Below are 17,999 nucleotides of genomic sequence, written 5' to 3'. Positions count from 1 at the left end.
GCCAAGGCACGGGCTCACCTACGGCGCATTCGGTCGGCGAAAACGTCGGTGGGTCGCTGTAGGTTCAGCTCATGGCCACGGAGGAGAAGGGCGCTGCGACGCCTGAGGCGCGGGTGCGGCACGCGGAGCTGAGCACGGAGATCGACGACCACCGGGCGCGGTACTACCTGGCCAGCCCGATCATCTCGGACGCGGATTTCGACGCGCTGATGCACGAGCTGCAGGACCTCGAGGAGCAGTTCCCGGAGCTGCGGACCCCGGACTCGCCCACGCAGAAGGTCGGCATCCCGATCTCCACGCTGTTCTCCCCGGTCGAGCACCCGATGCGGATGGAGAGCCTCGCGAACGCGTTCTCCGCCGAGCAGATGGAGGCCTGGGCGAAGCGGCTGGAGCGCGAGGTCACGCTCCAGCAGATCCACGACAGCGGGTTCATCTGCGAGCTCAAGGTCGACGGCCTCGCCCTCGACCTGGTGTACGAGAACGGCAAGCTCGTCACCGGCGCCACCCGCGGCGACGGCCGCACCGGCGAGGACGTCACGCCCAACGTCCGCACGATCAAGAGCATCCCGAACCAGCTGCAGGGCAAGGACCTGCCGTCCTTCCTGGAGGTCCGCGGCGAGGTCTACTTCCGCGTCGAGGACTTCGAGGAGCTCAACGCGCAGCTGGTCGAGGCGGGCAAGGACGTCTTCTCGAACCCGCGCAACAGCGCCGCCGGATCGCTGCGCCAGAAGGACCCGCGCGTCTCCGCCGGCCGCCCGCTGCGCTTCGTCGTCCACGGCCTCGGCAAGGTCGAGGGCCACCACATCGGCCGCCTCTCGGAGGCATACGAGCAGCTGCACGCGTGGGGCCTGCCGGTCAGCGACCGCGCCCGCCGGGTCGGCACGCTCAAGGAAGTCAACGAGTTCATCGCGTACTACGGCGAGAACCGGCACTCGGTCGACCACGAGATCGACGGCGTCGTGGTGAAGGTCGACGAGGTCGATCTGCAGCGCGCGCTCGGATCCACGTCGAGCGCGCCGCGCTGGGCGATCGCGTTCAAGTACCCGCCGGAAGAGGTCAACACCAAGCTGATCGAGATCGAGGTGAACGTCGGACGCACCGGCCGCGTCACCCCGTTCGCGCACATGGAGCCGGTCCGCGTTGCCGGATCCACCGTGGAGTACGCGACTCTCCACAACGCCAAGGAGGTCGCCCGCAAGGACGTCCGCCCCGGCGACACCGTCGTACTGCGGAAAGCGGGCGACGTGATCCCCGAGGTGCTCGGACCGGTGGTCGACCTGCGTCCGAAGGACCTGCCGGCGTGGGAGATGCCGACGCGCTGCCCGTGGTGCGACACGGTGCTTGCGCCGGCCAAGGAGTCGGACGTCGACATCCGCTGTCCGAACTCGCAGTACTGCCAGGGGCAGTTGCGTGAGCGGCTGTTCTACCTGGCCGGGCGGTCCGCGTTCGACATCGAGGGGCTCGGGTTCAAGGCTGCCGACGCGTTGATCACCGGCGGCCTGATCGTCAACGAGGCCGACCTGTTCGCGCTGACCGAGGAGAAGCTCGCCGAGAGCCCGTTCTTCACCACGAAGGCGGGCGCCTTGTCGGCGAACGCACGCAAGCTGCTGGCGAATCTCGAAGAGGCCAAGACCAAGCCGTTGTCGCGCGCCCTGGTCGCGCTGTCGATCCGGCACGTCGGGCCGACCGCGGCCGCCGCGCTGACCGAGGTGTTCGACAACATCGAGGACATCCGGTCGGCGAGTGAGGAGCAGCTGGCCGAGATCGAGGGCGTCGGGCCGACCATCGCCCAGGCGATGATCGAGTGGTTCCAGGTGCCGTGGCATCAGGAGATCGTCGACAACTGGCTCGCGGCCGGCGTCGTCATGCGCGAGGAGCGCACCGGGCCGAGCCTGCCGCAGATCCTGACCGGGCTGTCGGTCGTGGTGACCGGCACCGTCGAGGGGTTCAGCCGGGACGAGGCGACCGAGGCGATCGTGGCGCGCGGCGGGAAGGTCGCGAGCTCGGTGTCGAAGAAGACGTCGTTCGTGGTGGTCGGCGATTCGCCGGGATCGAAGTACGACAAGGCGGTGCAGCTCGGCGTACCGATCCTGGACGCGGCCGGGTTCGAGGTCCTGCTGGCCGACGGCGCCGAGGCGGCGAGCGAGGTCGCGACGACGGGGTCACCCGACGCGGGATAACGATTCACACCTGCCCCTGAGATCGGCTCTGTGCGGGACGGATCCGGCGGCGGTGCTGAGCCGTCGGACTGTTAACTTTGCACGTCGAGACGTGGGTCAGAAGGAGCAGATATGACGACGCCGCCGCAAGGACCATGGGGTCCTGGGCAGCCGGGGGGCCAGCCAGGCGGGCAGCACGGGGGACAACAGGACGGCCCTGCCGGCCAGAGCGGACCGAGCGGTCCGCCGCCGCAGCAGGGCAGCCAGCAGGCATCCCAGCAGGGTGGCCAGCAGCCGCCGCAGCAGGGCGGCGAGCACCCGCAGCAGCCGGGTGACCAGCAAGGCGGCTGGGGGCCGCAGGCCCCTCACCAGGGCGGGCAGGCTCCCCACCAGGGTGGGCAGCAGACACCCCAGGGCGGCGGCCAGCAGGCGCCTCAGCGGGGTGGCCAGCAGGCAGCGCCGCAGCAGGGTGGTTGGGGGCAGCAGCCCGCGCCGCAGGGCGGCGGATGGGGACAGCCTCCTCACCAGGGCTACCCGCCGCAGGGCCAGCCGCCGCACGGTCAGCCTCCTCAGGGGCAGCCGCCGCACGGTCAGCCGCAGCAGGGTGGTTGGGGGCCGCAGCCGGGTCAGGGTGGTCAGCAAAGCCAGCCGCAGCAGGGGTGGGGACAGCAGCCGCAGCAGGGAGGTCCGTACCAGCAGCAGTCCTGGGGCCAGCGGACTCAGCAGCCGGGGCAGCAGCAAGGCGGGTGGCAGCAGCAACAGGGCCAGTCGCCGTGGCAGCCTGGTCAGGGCGGCTCTCTCGGTGGTGGCGGGCGCGAGAAGGGCCCGTTCGGCATCAGCAAGGACAAGCTGCCGTTCGTGATCGGCGGCGGCGTGGTCGGCATCGTCGTGATCGCGCTGCTCGTCTTCCTCGGCATCCACCAGTTCGGCGGCGACGACACCCCGGAGTCGAACCCGACCACCACCGCGCAGCCGACCGGCGGCCAGTCCACCGGCGGCGACAACGGTGAGCTCGGCAACGCGACCGGCCAGGCGAAGAACGCCACCGAGAAGCTGCAGAGCAACGGTTTCGGGTGCAGTGACCTGTTCAACACCGCCCAGGGCGCGCACCGCGGCTGCTTCAAGTACGAGGACCGCTCGCAGGCCGAGGCGCTGTTCCAGTTCAAGCCGGACGGCACGATCATCGCGATCGAGTTCGAGTCGGTGAACGAGGACAACAACAACAACGCCGCGGTCGTGTTCGACCAGGTGCTGCAGGCGGTCGGCAACGACACGTTCGGCGGCGACCAGGTGAAGAAGGTCCAGGACGCGGTCAAGCAGGGGCAGAAGTCGGAGAAGATCGACAGCAGCTGGGGCGAGTTCCAGCTCCGCAACGACGGCGACACCTACGAGCTGACCGGCGCGAAGGACGGCGAGGAGTCGCTCGACATCCCGGACAAGACCTTCGACACCACGAAGCCGCAGATGATCGCCGCGCTGAAGACGAAGGCGTACGTGTGCACGAGCTCCTGCACCAAGGAGATCGGCAAGTACGGCCAGCAGCGGGTGTACTTCTACGCCAGCGACGGCGAAGGCATCAAGGACATCCAGGTCAGCGCCTCCGGCGACACCGCGGACGTGAAGAAGGCGCTGCCGACCGCGCTCAACGACGCGTTCGGTGTACTCAAGGGCGGCGATACCGCGGCGCTGAAGTCTTACATCCAGGCGCACAGTGACGGGAAGTCGTACGCTTCTTATGTAGCCGGTTGGCGGGTCGAGATCCGCGGGAACAGCTCGGACAGCTATTCCTCGCAGCAGGTCGAGATCACGTACGAGTCGTTCTACGTGTGACAGTCGTCGTCAGCTGTTCGGAGGCCGGATGAAGTTCCCCCGGGAGAAGCGGGAGTCTCGGACGGTGGTCGCCCCACCGCCCGAGGCGGGCCGGCGCGTCGACGGCGGCGGCGCCTGGGGCCCCACGCAGTTCGACCTCCCGGATCAGAACGGCAGCAACAGCCAGGCGATCCTGATCGTCGCGCTGGTCGGCGTGGTGGTGCTGCTGATCATCGCGGCGCTCTGGGCGTTCGCTTACTTCCAGTTCACCTGACCGCACACACAGCGAAGCCCTCGCCGAGCGGTTCAAGCCGGCGGGGGCTTCGGTCTGTCTGTGGACTAGGCGCTGGCGCGGATGGTGACGGCCAGTGAGGCCAGGTAGGACAGGCGCGCTACTTCGGAGCCGAGGAACTCGGGGCCGCCGCGGCGGCCGATGACGAGGACGCGGCGGTCGGACTCCAGCGGCGCCGCGACCAGCACGGACTCCGCGAGGCCCTTGTGGTCAGGAGCTTCCAGAGTGGTCGCCTTCTCCATCGGGAGCCACCGGCCGGCCACGTCGCCGAACTGCGGCGTCGCACTCGTCTCCAGCGCGACCTTGACCTCGCTGCCGGTGCCGTCGAGCAGCGCCGCCCAGTCCGCGTGTAGTACGGCGGGGGACTGCTCGACCAGGATGTCGATCGCGTCGGCGGGCGCGGACGTCATCTGTTCGACCGCTTCGAGGTCCATGTGCAGGCCGCCGCCGGCGCCGTACCGCGAGAACCAGATGACCTCGACGTCGGGCACGCTGTTGCACGCCGACACGAGGCGGTCGGGCAGTACGCCGGGCGGCAGGTCGACCACGATGTCGTCGACGGCCGTGCCGTTCTCGCGGCGGTGCTCGACGATCTCGATGGCGTGGATGTCGGCGTTCACCTCGCCGAGGGCGGTCGACACGGTGCCCAGCGAACCGGGCCGGTCGGGGATGATCAAGCGCAGCAGAAACACCGAACGATCATCTCCCAGCCGATCACCAAGCGCGTAACGCCCTGTCGCCGCCCATGTTACAGAGCGGTAGCCACAAACACGCGCGCCCATCTCATCGAGGTCTTGTCCACAGGTCCGGGGACGAGGAAACGCGACCGTCACAGCTGCCCACTAGGATGGCACGGGCCGGGAGGATTTCGCCCGGAAGTCCTGCGAACCATTGGATAGTTCATGCCATCGATTACCCGCGAAGAGGTCGCGCACCTGGCGCGACTGGCGCGGATCGAGCTCACCGACGACGAGCTCGACCACCTCGCGCCGCAGCTCGACCAGATCATCGGACTGGTCGGGCAGGTCAGCCAGGTGGCGGCGGACGACATCCCGCCGACCTCGCACGCCCTGCCGCTGACCAACGTGATGCGCGCGGACGAGAACGTTCCGTGTCTCACGCCCGAGCAGGCGCTCTCCGGTGCGCCCGCGCAGGAGGAGCAGCGCTTCCGGGTGCCGCGGATCCTGGAGGAGGATTGAGATGAGTGACCTCACCAGGAAGACCGCGGCCGAGCTCGCGGAGCTGATGACGTCCGGGCAGGCCAGCTCGGTCGAGGTGACCCAGGCCCACCTGGACCGGATCGCCGCCGTCGACGGTGACGTGCGCGCGTTCCTGCACGTCGACACCGAGGGCGCGCTGGCGCAGGCCAAGGCGGTCGACACCAAGCGCGCCGCGGGCGAGCAGCTGGCTCCGCTGGCCGGCGTGCCGCTGGCGCTGAAGGACGTGCTCACCCAGGAGGGTGTGCCGACCACGGCCGGTTCGAAGATCCTCGAGGGCTGGAAGCCGCCGTACGACTCGACCGTCGTCAAGCGGTTGAAGGCGGCCGGGATCGTGATCCTCGGCAAGACCAACATGGACGAGTTCGCGATGGGCTCCTCCACGGAGAACTCGGCGTACGGCACGACCCACAACCCGTGGGACCTGCGCCGGATCCCGGGCGGCTCCGGCGGCGGTTCCTCCGCGGCCATCTCGGCGTACGAGGCGCCGCTCGCGATCGGCACCGACACCGGCGGCTCGATCCGTCAGCCCGGTGCGTTCACCGGCACGGTCGGCGTCAAGCCGACGTACGGCGGCACCTCGCGGTACGGGCTGATCGCGCTGGCGTCCTCGCTGGACACGCCCGGTCCGTGTGCGCGGACGACGCTCGACGCGGCGCTGCTGCACGAGGCGATCGCCGGGTACGACCCGATGGACTCGACGTCGATCAACCAGCCGGTTCCGCCGGTCGTCGAGGCCGCGCGCAACGGTGACGTCGCCGGTCTGCGGATCGGCGTCGTCAAGGAGCTCGGCGGCGAGGGGTACCAGCCGGGTGTCGAGGCCCGCTTCCACGAGGCGGTCGAGCTGCTCACCAAGCTCGGCGCCGAGGTGGTCGAGGTCTCCTGCCCGCACTTCGAGTACGCGCTGCCGGCGTACTACCTGATCCTGCCGAGCGAGGCCTCGTCCAACCTGGCCAAGTTCGACGCGATGCGGTACGGCCTGCGCGTCGGCGACGACGGCGAGAACAGCGCGGAGAAGGTGACCTCGCTGACCCGCGAGGCCGGCTTCGGCGCGGAGGTGAAGCGCCGCATCATCCTCGGCACGCACGCGCTCTCCAGCGGGTACTACGACGCGTACTACGGCCAGGCGCAGAAGGTGCGGACGCTGATCGCCCGCGACTTCGCCAAGGCCTACGAGCAGGTCGACGTCCTGGTCTCGCCGGCGACGCCGACGACCGCGTTCGCGATCGGTGACCGGATCGACGACCCGATCGCCATGTACAAGAACGACCTCTGCACGATCCCGTCCAACCTGGCCGGCAACGCGGCCGCGTCGTTCCCGTGCGGCCTCGCCGACGAGGACGGCATGCCGGTCGGCTTCCACGTGATGGCGCCGGTGCTGCGCGACGACCTGTGCTACCAGGTCGGCGCCGCGCTGGAGTCCGCGCTGGCCGAGCAGTGGGGCGGCGTACTGATGACCAAGGCTCCGGAGCTGGAGGTGACCCGATGACTGTTGCTGCAGATGTTCTCGAGATCGACGACGCGCTGGCGCAGTACGACCCGGTGATGGGCCTCGAGGTCCACGTCGAGCTGAACACGAAGTCGAAGATGTTCTGCGGCTGCCCGACCGTGTTCGGTGCGCCGCCGAACACGCAGACCTGCCCGGTCTGCCTCGGTCTGCCGGGTGCGCTGCCGGTCGTCAACGCGCGCGGTGTCGAGTCGGCGATCAAGATCGGCCTGGCGCTGAACTGCGAGATCGCCGAGTGGTGCCGGTTCGCCCGGAAGAACTACTTCTACCCGGACATGCCGAAGAACTTCCAGACCTCGCAGTACGACGAGCCGATCGCGTACAACGGCTGGACCGAGGTCGTCGTCGACGGCGAGACGTACCGGATCGAGATCGAGCGCGCGCACATGGAGGAGGACACCGGCAAGTCCACCCACATCGGCGGCGCGACCGGCCGGATCCACGGCGCCTCGCACTCGCTGGTCGACTACAACCGGGCCGGTATCCCGCTGATCGAGATCGTCACCAAGACGATCGAGGTGCCGCCGGCGAAGGCCGCGGCGGTGGCCCGGGCGTATGTGAGCATGCTGCGCGACCTGCTGCTGTCGCTGGACGTCTCCGACGTCCGGATGGACCAGGGCTCGCTGCGCTGCGACGCGAACGTTTCGCTCAAGCCGCACGGGTCGTCCGAGCTGGGCACCCGGACCGAGACCAAGAACGTGAACTCGTTCCGCTCGGTCGAGCGCGCGATCACCTACGAGATCACCCGGCAGGCGGCGGTGCTGTCGTCCGGCGGCAAGGTGCTGCAGGAGACGCGGCACTGGCACGAGGACACCGGCGTCACGACGTCCGGCCGGGAGAAGTCGGACGCCGACGACTACCGGTACTTCCCGGAGCCTGACCTGGTGCCGGTCGCGCCGTCCCGCGAGTGGGTCGAGGAGCTGCGCGCGACGCTGCCCGAGGCTCCGTCGGTGCGGCGGGCGCGGTTGCAGGAGGGGTGGGGTTTCACCGACCTCGAGATGCGCGACGTCATCAACGGCAACGCACTCGAGCCGATCGTCGCGACGGTCGAGCTCGGTGTGACGCCGGCGGCCGCCAAGAAGTGGTGGCTGGGTGAGCTGGCTCGCTCGGCCAACGAGTCGGGCCAGGAGCTGGATGCGCTGGGCGTCGGCCCGGAGCAGGTCGCCGAGGTCCAGAAGCTGGTCGACGACGGCACGCTGAACGACAAGCTGGCCCGCCAGGTCTTCGAGGGCCTGCTGGCCGGCGAGGGCACACCCGCCGAGGTCATCGAGAAGCGCGGCCTGGCCCTCGTCTCCGACGACGGCCCGCTACTCGAAGCCATCGACCGCGCCATCGCCGCCAACCCCGACGTCGTAGAAAAGGTCAACTCCGGCAAGCCGGCCGCCGCCGGCGCCCTGATCGGCGCCGTCATGAAAGACATGCGAGGCCAAGCCGACGCAGCCAAAGTCCGGCAGCTGCTGAACGAAAAGCTGGGCATCTAACGAGCCTCTGCGGGGTTGCGCCTCCGGCAACCCCGCACTAGCCCTGCGCTCAGCGTGCGTACCCACGCCCGGCGCGGCTCAGCACCAACCCCCGCCCCAAGCGGCGCGGGGGTCAGCACCCAACCCCGCCCGAGCGGTGCGGGCTCGGCACCCAATCCCCGCCCCGAGCGGAGCGAGGGGCGGGTGGTTCTTAGGCGGCGTTCTTGTGTGCTCCGGGTGCGTCTGCGACGACTTCGCGTTCTACCCGGCCGTCTTCTACGTCGGTGGCGTCGGCGAGGAGGGTTTGGGCTACGGCTAGTTCGTCTGTGGGGCAGCGGACTTCGTAGGTGGTGGGGAGGGTTTGGGTGATGACGGCGTCGGGGCGGTTGCGGATGAGGCCGCGGAACAGGCCCCAGAGGGTGCCGACGATGGCGCCGTACACGAAGCCCCAGACGACGACGGCCAGGCCGTTGAGGGTGGTCTCGGCGACCAGGGTGACGAAGACGGCGGCGAGTACGCCGAGTGCCGCGCCCTGTAGCGCGCTGACGCCGGTGAGGCGTGCGACCGGGACGATCTTGTGTCTGGTTGCTTGGCGGAGTCCGGCGCCGACCACCTCCAGGCGTCCTGCGTCCATCCCGTAACTTCGCAGGTAGTCCACTGTCTGCTGAGCATCCTCGTAGGTGCTCACCGCAGCGATCACACTGCTGGGAACGCCGGGCCCCTGGCCGGTCCGCATACCGATCTCCTCCTCAGGTCGTCTGCTCACTTCACAAGTACCAGACGACCCAAGGCTTCAAACGGTTGACGCTCAAGACGTGCTGATGGTCACGCGAAGAATGCGGTCGTCGCCGTCGTGCGGCTGGCCGCGCCCGTCGGTGTTCGACGTCGTCACCCACAACGACCCGTCCGGCGCCACCTCGACCGTACGCAAACGCCCGTACTTGTTGGTGAAGAACGCCTGCGGCTCGCCGACTCGCTTGCCGTCGGCAACTGGTATCGCCCACAGCCGCTGACCGCGCAGCGACGCCATGAAGATGTGTCCCTGCGCAAACGCGATCCCCGACGGCGACGCGTCGGCGGTGTGCCACTGCGCGATCGGATCGGTCATCCCGTCCAGCTGGCTGATGCCCTCAGCGGCCGGCCACCCGTAGTTCGAGCCGGGCGTGATCGCGTTCAGCTCGTCCCAGGTGTTCTGCCCGAACTCCGCGGCGTACAGCTGGTTCCCGTCGAACGCGAGCCCCTGCACGTTCCGGTGCCCCTTGGTGATCCACACCCGCCCGTCCGGGTTCCCCGGCGCGGCCTTCCCATCGGTGGTGATCCGCAGGATCTTGCCGCCGAGCGAGTTGTCGTCCTGCGAGTTCGGCCGGTCCGAGCCGTCCCCGGTCCCGGCGTACAGGAATCCGTCCGGCCCGAACCGCAGCCGCCCGCCGTTGTGGATCGCCGCCTTCGGAATCCCCTCGAGGATCACCTGCTGGTCGGACAGCTTCCCGTCCTGGTACGTGATCCGCGCGATCCGGTTGTCGTCGCTGCCCGAGTAGTACGCGTAGATGTACGGCTGCCCCGGGTACCCCGGATCCACCGCCAGCCCCAGCAGCCCGCCCTCGGACGAGGACTTCACGTCCTCGACCGTGCCGACATCCGACACCTGCCCGCCGGCGATGCGCTTGACCTTCCCTGAGTCCCGCTCCGCCACCAGCGCACTCTTGTCCGGCAGGAACGCCAACCCCCAGGGCACCTCGATCCCCGTCGCCACAGTCGAAGCCACCGTCAACTTCACCGCAGCCGGTCCGCCCACGGTCGAAGCAGTGGTCGGCGCCGACGCAGATCCCGAACTACTCGGCGTCGCCTCCGAACACCCGCCGGCCAACGCCAACGCCGCAACCACCACCGCAGCCCGCCCCCGCCGCCCGACCCTCACACCACTCACACCGTCTCCTCCGCTAGACCTGCCCTACTTACTACACCGCAGGTCAACGTTTGGTTCAGCTTCCCCAGGTGGGGCGGAGGGGGAAGTGGGAGTTGCCGCGGGCGTCGGGCTTTACGGCGAGGACCTGGTGGAGCTGGATGGTGTTGTGTTCGAAGCCGGCCCGGCTGGCAGCCAGGTAGAGGCCCCAGATCTTGGCGGTGGCGGGGCCGACTTCGGCGACGGCCTCGTCCCAGTGGGCGACGAGGTTCTCGTTCCAGGCGGCCAGGGTGAGGGCGTAGTGCTCGCGGAGGTTCTCCTCGTGGCGGACCTCGAAGCCGGCGTCCTGGGCTTCGGCGATGATGCGGCCGGAGCCGATCAGTTCGCCGTCGGGGAAGATGTAGCGGTCGATGAACGCGCCGGTGTGGCGGAAGTGGTTGTCCGGCCGGGTGATGCAGTGGTTGAGCAGCCGGCCGCCCGGCTTCAGCCGGTCGAGCAGGAACCCGAAGTACGACGGGTAGTTGCGGACGCCGATGTGCTCGGTCAGCCCGATCGAGCTGATCACGTCGAAGTCCCGCTCGGGTACGTCGCGGTAGTCCAGGTACCGCACCTCGGCGCGGTCCTCGAGCCCTTCGCGCTTGATCGCCTGTGCCGCCCACTCGGCCTGCGCGGCCGACAGCGTCACCCCGAGGGCCTGTACGCCGTACTCGCGGGCCGCGTGCCGGACCATCCCGCCCCAGCCGCAGCCGACGTCGAGCAGCCGCATGCCCGGCTTCAGGTCGAGCTTCCGCGCGACCAGGTCGTACTTCTCGTACTGCGCCTCCTCCAGCGTCGCGTCGGGCGTCGGGTAGACGGCGCATGTGTACGTCATCGACGGCCCGAGCACCCACTCGTAGAACGTGTTCGACACGTCGTAGTGGTGGTGGATCGCCGCCTTGTCCCGCGCCTTCGAGTGCCGCAGTCCCTCGAACGTACGCCGCCACTTCGGCAGGTGCTCCTGCGGCGGGGGAGGCGGCGGCTTCAGGTGGCTCCAGCCGAGACTGCGGACGATCCGCAGCGCCTCTGCGGCCGACGGCCGCTGGAAGTGGAAGCTGTCGAGGATCAGCCGCATCAGCTCGTACGGGTTGCCGGGGTGGACGCCGGTGATCTCCAGGTCGCCCATCACGTACGCGCGCACCATGCCGAGGTCGCCGGGCGCGGTCAGGATGTACGACAGCCCGCGCTCGGTGGCCAGGTGCAGGTGGATCGCCGAGTCCTCCGGGCCGGCCGCGCTGCCGTCGTACGCCGTGAACCGGAACGGGAGCCCGTCCGGCATCACCGTCGTGAGGGCCTCGGCGATCGATACCTGGGTCGCTAGCGTCGTCATCGGCGCGTCACCGCCTTCTCGTAGAGCCCGGTGAGCCGGGCGTTCGGGTCGTAGCGTTTCTTCACCTCGGTCAGGGCCGGCACGTTGTAGAGCCGGTCGAACGTCTCCCGGTCGTAGTAGGCGTCGGAGTACAGCGACTTGTGGCCGCCGAAGTCGGTGACCGCCGCCTCGATCCGCCGGTTGACGTCGCCGTCGGCGGCGCCGGGCGCGATCGGCACGGTGCCCCAGAAGCCGACGTTCACATAGGTCTCGCCGGGCTTGAGCGGATACAAGGGCCAGTCCGACGTGCCGCGCAGTCGTAGCGGGCAGAGCCAGACCGGCCGCATGCCGACATTCAGGTCGAACCAGCGCAGGAAGTCCGCCAGCCGCTCGACCGGGATCTCCACATCCTGGACGACTCGCTCACGATCCGGCTGGCCCCGGCGCCGGGCAAGCCGCGCGGCCACATGGTGCCGGTTCTCGAAGCCGACGATCTTGTGGAACACGTCGCTGCGCCGCCACCGGCGAGGCCACAGCCGCCGTACGACGGGCTGCTGCGCGCCGAAGGCCGCCGAACACCAGAACCAGTCGGTGTCCCACCGCCACAGGTAGTCGTGTGCGGTGAGGAAGTCCTGCTGCCGCTGCTGGATCGAGCGGTAGTAGATCTGCTGCCCGGTGTAGTCGCTCGTCCTGGTCGCGGCGTCACTGTTGCGGCCGAGCGTCAGGTACGCCTCGGTCGGGCTGAACACGACTCCGTCGACGAAGTGCACCGGCTCCCCGTCATACGTGCTTGAGGCAACGATCTCGTTGATCGCCGGAGCCAGCTCGTCGAGGCCGAGCCGCACGTGCCGCAATGCGACGTACGGCGAGATCTTGTCGAGCTCGATCCGCAACCGGGTCGCGTACCCGAGCGTGCCGTACGAGTTCGGGAACATCCGGAACAGGTCCGCGTGCTCACCGTCCGGACGCGCGGTGACGAGGTCGCCGGCGCCGGTGAGGATGTCGAGCTCGAGCACCGACTCGTGCGGCAGCCCGGCGCGGAACGACGACGACTCGATGCCGAGACCGGTCACCGCGCCGCCGAGTGTGATCGTCTTCAGCTGTGGCACGACCATCGGCGTCAGCCCGTACGGCAGGGTCGCCGCGACCAGGTCCTCGTAGGTGCACATGCCCTGGACGTCGGCCGTCCGGGCGGCCGGGTCGACGCCGATCACGCCGGTCAGTTTGGAGACGTCGAGACCGGGCCGGTCGAGCTCGGTTCGCGGCCGGAAGAGGTTCGAGGAGCGCTTCGCGAGCCGGACCGGGTCGCCCTGCGGAATCCGTTCGTACGACTCCCGCAGCCGCCCGACGGCCTGATCGTGGGCGAGCGTCGCCGCCAGATCCGATGTCGAAGGCACCGATCCAGAGTACGACGATGCACCCGCTCCGGCACCGGAAAAGTCACCGGATAGTAGGTTCGTCACATGGCTGACGTGCGGGCTTGGCTGCCCTGGGAGAACCCCGGCGATTTCCTCCGTGGCATGCCCGCGGGGTACGACGTGGACTTCTACGCGGGCGGCGAGCGGCCGGCGTCGCTGGACCAGGTGGAGTTCTACGTGCCGAGCTACATGGGCGGCGGCGACGTGCTGGACATCGTCCGCGAGATGCCGGCGCTGAAGGTCGTGCAGCTGCAGACCGCCGGTTTCGAGCACGTCCAGTCGCGGCTCGCCGAGGGCGTCACGTTGTGTAACGCGCGCGGCGTCCACGACGCGTCGACGGCCGAGCTCGCGGTCGGGCTGATCCTGGCGACGTACCGGCGGCTGCCGCGGGCCGTCCGCAACCAGGAGCGGGAGATCTGGCCGGATTCGTACGACGAGGTCGACGACTCGCTGGCGGACCGGACCGTGCTGATCCTCGGGTACGGCGCGATCGGCGAAGCGCTCGAGCGACGGCTGACCGGATTCGAGTGCGAGGTGATCCGGGTCGCGCGACGGCCGCGGGACGGCGTGCACTCCACCGACGAGCTGCCGGAGCTGCTGCCGCGCGCCGACGTCGTCGTACTGCTGACGCCGGCCACGCCGGAGACGACCCGGATGGTGGATGCCAAGTTCCTGGCGAGCATAAAGGACGGCGCCCTGCTGGTGAACGTCGCACGCGGTGTCGTCGTCGACACGGACGCGCTGCTGACCGAGCTCCGCACGCGCCGGATCAGCGCCGCCCTCGACGTCACCGACCCCGAGCCGTTGCCCACCGGACATCCGCTGTGGTCTGCTCCGAACGTACTGATCAATCCGCACCGCGGCGGTGCCTCGACGGCGTTCGCGCCGCGCGTGGCCCGGCTCGTGCGTGCGCAGCTTGAGCGCTACGCGTCCGGGGTACCACTCATCAACGTAGTGGCAGGACCGCAGCGCTAGGAGGAGCACGATGTCCGAGGCCGTACTGCTGATCGGAACCAAGAAGGGTCTCTGGATCGGCCGGAGCGACGCTGCTCGCACGCACTGGCGACTCGACGGCCCGGTCCCGGAGTTCGAGATGCAAGGCGTGTACGGCGTGGGCATCGACACCCGTGGTGACCGGCCGCGGCTGTTCGTCGGCGGCACCAGCGAGCACTGGGGTCCGGCGGTCTTCCACTCCGACGACCTCGGCGCGACCTGGGTCGAGCCGCCGGAGGGCTCGATCGGATTCCCCACCGACACCGAGGCCTCGCTCGAGCGGGTCTGGCAGATCCAGCCGGCCCCGCCCGGTCAGCCTGGCGTCGTGTACGCAGGTTCGCAGCCGTCGGCGCTGTGGAGGTCGACCGACGGGGGAGTGACGTTCGAACTCGTCCGCGGGCTGTGGGACCATCCCCACCGGACCAAGTGGGAGGCCGGATTCGGCGGCCAGGCCGTGCACACCGTCCTGCCGCACCCGACGGACCCCGACAAGGTCAGCGTCGCGATGTCGACCGGTGGTGTCTACCGGACGGCCGACGGCGGGAAGACCTGGTCCCCGGCCAACCAGGGAATCCAAGCCACGTTCATGCCCGACCGGTACCCCGAGTTCGGTCAGTGTGTGCACAAGCTCGCCGCGCACCCCGACGTACCAGAGCGGATGTTCGCGCAGAACCACCACGGCGTGTACCGGTCCGACGACGGCGGCGCGATCTGGAAGTCGATCGCGGACGGGCTGCCGTCGGACTTCGGGTTCCCGATCGCGGTGCACCCGCACGAGCCCGAGACTGTATACGTATTCCCATTGGTTGCGGACGGCAACAGGATCCCGACCGGGGCGAAGTGCCGCGTCTACCGGTCCCGCGACGCGGGCTCGACCTGGGAGCCGTTGTCGGCCGGGCTGCCGGACGTGTCGTACGTGCCGGTGCTGCGGGACGCGATGACGACCGACACCGCGGATCCGGCCGGCGTGTACGTCGGCACGCGGGACGGCTGCGTCTACGCGAGCGCCGACGCCGGCGACAGCTGGGCCGAGGTCGCCCGGCACCTTCCCGACGTACTCACGGTGCGCGCCGCGGTCTTCGGGTGACGGCGTCATGATCGCCGTCCGCCTGCCCACCGTGCTCCGCCCGTTCGCGGGCGGCGCCGAGCGGGTCGAGGTCGAAGGTACGACCGTCGCCGAGGCGTTCGCGGCGCTGGACCCGTCGTTGCGCCGCCGGCTCACCGACGAGCAGGGCGGCGTACGGCGGCACGTCAACGTCTATCTCCGCGACGACAACATCCGCGACCTCGACGGTCTCGACACCCCGCTCACCGACGGCGACGAACTCCTCGTCCTGCCGAGCGTCGCCGGCGGCTGAAACACCAAGCAACACCCTGAATTGCCCTGAGAACTCACCGTTATCAGGCGGTCTCAGGGCGGTGACACTGGGTGTCGAGGGGTTGTGACCCCGGTCAGCCTCGATCTAGATTCGCCAGATGGGGCCGGCGGCTGGGCCGTCGTCTGGGGGGTGCCTTGGGGAGGGGGCGCCCTGATGCATGCGTTTCTGGACCGGCTCGGCCGGGGAGCGGCACGTTTCCACTGGTTCGTGATCGCCGGCTGGCTGGTCGTGGTCGTGGGGTTGTTCGTCCTGCGGTCCGCGTTCGGCGGCACGTACGTCAACAACTACACGGTTCCGGGCAGTGAATCGTCCGCTGGTTTGAACATCCTGAACAAGGACTTCGCCACCGCCGGCGGCTACTCGGGCTCGATCGTGTTCCACGCCAAGTCCGGCACGGTCGCCGAGCACGCCGACGCGGTCAAGTCGTCGATGGAGGCCGTCGGCAAGCTGCCCGATGTCGTGTCCGCCGTCGATCCGCTGGCACAGAGCTCCCAGGGCTCCGCGAGTTCGCCGTCGCCGTACATCTCGAAGGACGGCAGCATCGTCAACGCGCCGGTCTCGTTCTCGGTCGTGCCGGCCTCGCTCGACAAGTCGTACGTCGACAAGCTGGACGCGGCCGTCCAGCCGGCCCGGGCGGCCGGGCTGCAGGTCGAGTACGGCGGCGGCACCGGGCAGATCGGGAAGCAGGCGAACGACGGCCCGTCGGAGGCGATCGGTCTCGCGCTCGCGCTGTTGCTGCTGTTCCTGATGTTCCGGTCGGTGGTCGCGTCCGGGCTGCCGTTGGTGGCTGCGGTCTTCAGCGTCGGCGGCGGGCTGGCGGTGCTCGGGCTGCTTGCCGCCGTCAAGGACTTCCCGGTCTCGGCACCGACGGTGGCGACCCTGCTCGGGCTGGGCGTCGCGATCGACTACGGCCTGTTCCTGGTCTCGCGGCACCGAGAACAGCTCGACGACGGCATGGGCGTCGTCGAGTCGGCGGGCCGGGCCGAGTCCACGTCGGGCGCTGCGATCTTGGTTGCCGGTGGCACCGTCGTGATCGCGATCCTCGGGTTGTACGTGTCCGGCGTACCGTTCGTCGGCGCGCTCGGTCTGTCGTCGGCGATCGTGGTTGCGGTGACGGTGCTGGCCGCGCTGACGCTGATTCCGGCGCTGCTCGGTCTGGCGAAGTTCACTGTGCTCAACCGCAAGGACCGCCATCACCTCGCCGAGGAGCGCGAGCTCGAGGCCGGGCTGGGCGACGACGCCGCGATCGCCGAGCACCGCGCGGAGGAACGCGAACGCCGCGACGCCAAGCACGAGCAGAGCGCGTTCGCGCGGTGGGGCCGCAAGGTGAGCGACCGGCCCTGGCCGTACGGCATCGCCGCGACCCTGGTGCTCCTCATCCTCGCGATCCCGCTGCTGTCGATGAACCTCGGCCAGCTCGACGCCGGCACCGACCCGGCCGGCGACTCCAGCCGGAAGGCGTACGACCTGGTCGCCACCGGGTTCGGACCGGGCGCCAACGGGCCGCTGACGGTCGTCGTACAGCTGCCGTCCTCGGGTGACAAGCAGACCTTGCTGAGCGGGCTCTCGGCCACGTTGCAGAAGACTCCCGGCGTGGCGGCGGTCCAGCCGCCGAACACGAACAGCGCGGGTACGACGGCCGTCATCAACGTCATCCCGACCACCTCACCGTCGTCGAAGGAGACCGAGGACCTGGTCAACCGGATCCGCGACGACGTGCTGTCCGGCCAGCAGGAACCGACGTACGTCGTCGGCACCACGGCCGGGTACGTCGACTTCACCGAGAAGGTCGGTAGCCGGATGCTGTGGCTGATCGGGGCTGTGGTCCTGCTCGCGTTCCTGCTGCTCACGGTCGCGTTCCGCTCGCTGCTGATCGGGGTGAAGGCGGCGGTGCTGAACCTGCTGTCGGTCGGAGCGGCGTACGGCGTGATCGTGGCGGTCTTCCAGTGGGGCTGGGGATCGTCGCTGGTCGGGATCGACGAGAACGTGCCGATCCCGTCGTTCGTGCCGATGCTGATGTTCGCGATCGTGTTCGGATTGTCGATGGACTACGAGGTGTTCCTGCTGTCCCGGGTGCACGAGGCGTGGATCGCGACGAAGGACAGTCATCGCGCGGTGGCGATCGGGATCGGCGCGACGGCCCGGGTGATCACCACCGCGGCCGCGATCATGATCGTGGTCTTCCTGAGCTTCGTGCTGGACGACGACCCGACGGTGAAGATGCTGGCCGTCGGGATGGCGGTCGCCGTGCTGATCGACGCCAGCGTGGTCCGGATGATCCTGGTGCCGTCGGTGATGACGCTGCTCGGCGACCGGGCCTGGTGGCTGCCGCGCTGGCTCGACCGGATCGTTCCCGACATCCAGCTCGAGGGCGGCCCGCCGCCCGCCCCGCAAGAACCGCCGGAGCCGGAACGCGAGAAGATCGACGTCACCGGCTGACAGCGGCTGACACCGGCTGACACCGCCGGAAAAGAAAAGACTGCAGTTTGCTGGTGGGTTTGGTTAGCGTCGGGCGTT

15 protein-coding genes are annotated in these 17,999 nt (G+C 69.3%); 10 read left to right on the top strand and 5 right to left on the bottom strand.

What is annotated here, in order from left to right:
• Positions 1-71: 71 nt before the first annotated feature.
• The 3 genes from ligA to ABT313_RS29965 all read left to right on the top strand — a co-directional run bounded on the left by ligA (position 72) and on the right by ABT313_RS29965 (position 4,242).
• Positions 72-2,180, top strand: coding sequence for an NAD-dependent DNA ligase LigA (gene ligA / locus ABT313_RS29975; protein ID WP_350860724.1), 2,109 nt, complete (start codon positions 72-74; stop codon positions 2,178-2,180).
• A 111-nt stretch (positions 2,181-2,291) separates the two neighbouring features.
• Positions 2,292-3,989 (top strand): proline-rich domain-containing protein, encoded by a 1,698-nt coding sequence (locus ABT313_RS29970; protein ID WP_350860722.1) that lies wholly within the window; start codon positions 2,292-2,294, stop codon positions 3,987-3,989.
• Positions 3,990-4,017: 28 nt separating this feature from the next.
• A complete protein-coding gene (locus ABT313_RS29965) occupies positions 4,018-4,242 on the top strand; it encodes a hypothetical protein (protein ID WP_350860720.1) in 225 nt (74 codons plus the stop codon).
• A 65-nt stretch (positions 4,243-4,307) separates the two neighbouring features.
• Here the strand turns inward: ABT313_RS29965 and ABT313_RS29960 are convergent, their stop codons facing one another.
• Positions 4,308-4,952, bottom strand: coding sequence for an ACT domain-containing protein (locus ABT313_RS29960; RefSeq protein ID WP_350860718.1), 645 nt, complete (start codon positions 4,950-4,952; stop codon positions 4,308-4,310).
• Between the two features lie 210 nt (positions 4,953-5,162).
• On the opposite strand from ABT313_RS29960, the gene gatC reads away from it, so the two are divergent.
• The 3 genes from gatC to gatB are packed head-to-tail and all read left to right on the top strand — an operon-like array spanning position 5,163 to position 8,465.
• On the top strand, positions 5,163-5,459 hold the full coding sequence (gene gatC, locus ABT313_RS29955) for an Asp-tRNA(Asn)/Glu-tRNA(Gln) amidotransferase subunit GatC (RefSeq protein ID WP_350860716.1): 297 nt from the start codon (positions 5,163-5,165) through the stop codon (positions 5,457-5,459).
• 1 nt (position 5,460) lies between these two features.
• Positions 5,461-6,966, top strand: a complete 1,506-nt coding sequence (gene gatA, locus ABT313_RS29950) for an Asp-tRNA(Asn)/Glu-tRNA(Gln) amidotransferase subunit GatA (RefSeq protein WP_350860714.1) — start codon at positions 5,461-5,463, stop codon at positions 6,964-6,966.
• Positions 6,963-8,465, top strand: a complete 1,503-nt coding sequence (gene gatB, locus ABT313_RS29945) for an Asp-tRNA(Asn)/Glu-tRNA(Gln) amidotransferase subunit GatB (protein WP_350860712.1) — start codon at positions 6,963-6,965, stop codon at positions 8,463-8,465. Before gatA ends, gatB begins: the two co-directional genes overlap by 4 nt.
• A 190-nt stretch (positions 8,466-8,655) precedes the next feature.
• On the opposite strand, the gene ABT313_RS29940 is transcribed toward gatB, so the two are convergent.
• Genes ABT313_RS29940 through ABT313_RS29925 form a run of 4 tightly spaced genes read right to left on the bottom strand, consistent with a single transcriptional unit; the run spans position 8,656 to position 13,089 of the window.
• On the bottom strand, positions 8,656-9,210 hold the full coding sequence (locus tag ABT313_RS29940) for a hypothetical protein (RefSeq protein WP_350860710.1): 555 nt from the start codon (positions 9,208-9,210) through the stop codon (positions 8,656-8,658).
• Between the two features lie 42 nt (positions 9,211-9,252).
• Positions 9,253-10,371 carry a PQQ-dependent sugar dehydrogenase gene (locus ABT313_RS29935; RefSeq protein WP_350860708.1) on the bottom strand — a complete coding sequence of 373 codons (1,119 nt, stop codon included), beginning with the start codon at positions 10,369-10,371 and terminating at the stop codon, positions 9,253-9,255.
• 55 nt (positions 10,372-10,426) lie between these two features.
• Positions 10,427-11,713, bottom strand: coding sequence for a class I SAM-dependent methyltransferase (locus ABT313_RS29930; protein WP_350860706.1), 1,287 nt, complete (start codon positions 11,711-11,713; stop codon positions 10,427-10,429).
• On the bottom strand, positions 11,710-13,089 hold the full coding sequence (locus ABT313_RS29925; protein ID WP_350860704.1) for an FAD-binding oxidoreductase: 1,380 nt from the start codon (positions 13,087-13,089) through the stop codon (positions 11,710-11,712). Before ABT313_RS29925 ends, ABT313_RS29930 begins: the two co-directional genes overlap by 4 nt.
• A gap of 66 nt (positions 13,090-13,155) precedes the next feature.
• Between ABT313_RS29925 and ABT313_RS29920 the strand changes: the two genes are divergently transcribed.
• The 4 genes from ABT313_RS29920 to ABT313_RS29905 all read left to right on the top strand — a co-directional run bounded on the left by ABT313_RS29920 (position 13,156) and on the right by ABT313_RS29905 (position 17,921).
• Entirely contained in the window at positions 13,156-14,085 is a 930-nt protein-coding gene (locus ABT313_RS29920) for a 2-hydroxyacid dehydrogenase (protein WP_350860702.1), read from the top strand.
• Between the two features lie 10 nt (positions 14,086-14,095).
• On the top strand, positions 14,096-15,190 hold the full coding sequence (locus tag ABT313_RS29915) for a WD40/YVTN/BNR-like repeat-containing protein (protein WP_350860700.1): 1,095 nt from the start codon (positions 14,096-14,098) through the stop codon (positions 15,188-15,190).
• Positions 15,191-15,197: 7 nt separating this feature from the next.
• Positions 15,198-15,461 (top strand): MoaD/ThiS family protein, encoded by a 264-nt coding sequence (locus ABT313_RS29910; protein ID WP_350860698.1) that lies wholly within the window; start codon positions 15,198-15,200, stop codon positions 15,459-15,461.
• 174 nt (positions 15,462-15,635) lie between these two features.
• Positions 15,636-17,921, top strand: coding sequence for an MMPL family transporter (locus ABT313_RS29905; protein ID WP_350860696.1), 2,286 nt, complete (start codon positions 15,636-15,638; stop codon positions 17,919-17,921).
• Positions 17,922-17,999 lie beyond the last annotated feature (78 nt).

The organism is Kribbella sp. NPDC000426, from assembly GCF_040300265.1.
Lineage (GTDB): Bacteria > Actinomycetota > Actinomycetes > Propionibacteriales > Kribbellaceae > Kribbella.
Note: the sequence above shows the minus strand (reverse complement) of the source record. Positions and strands in the feature narration are given on the sequence as shown.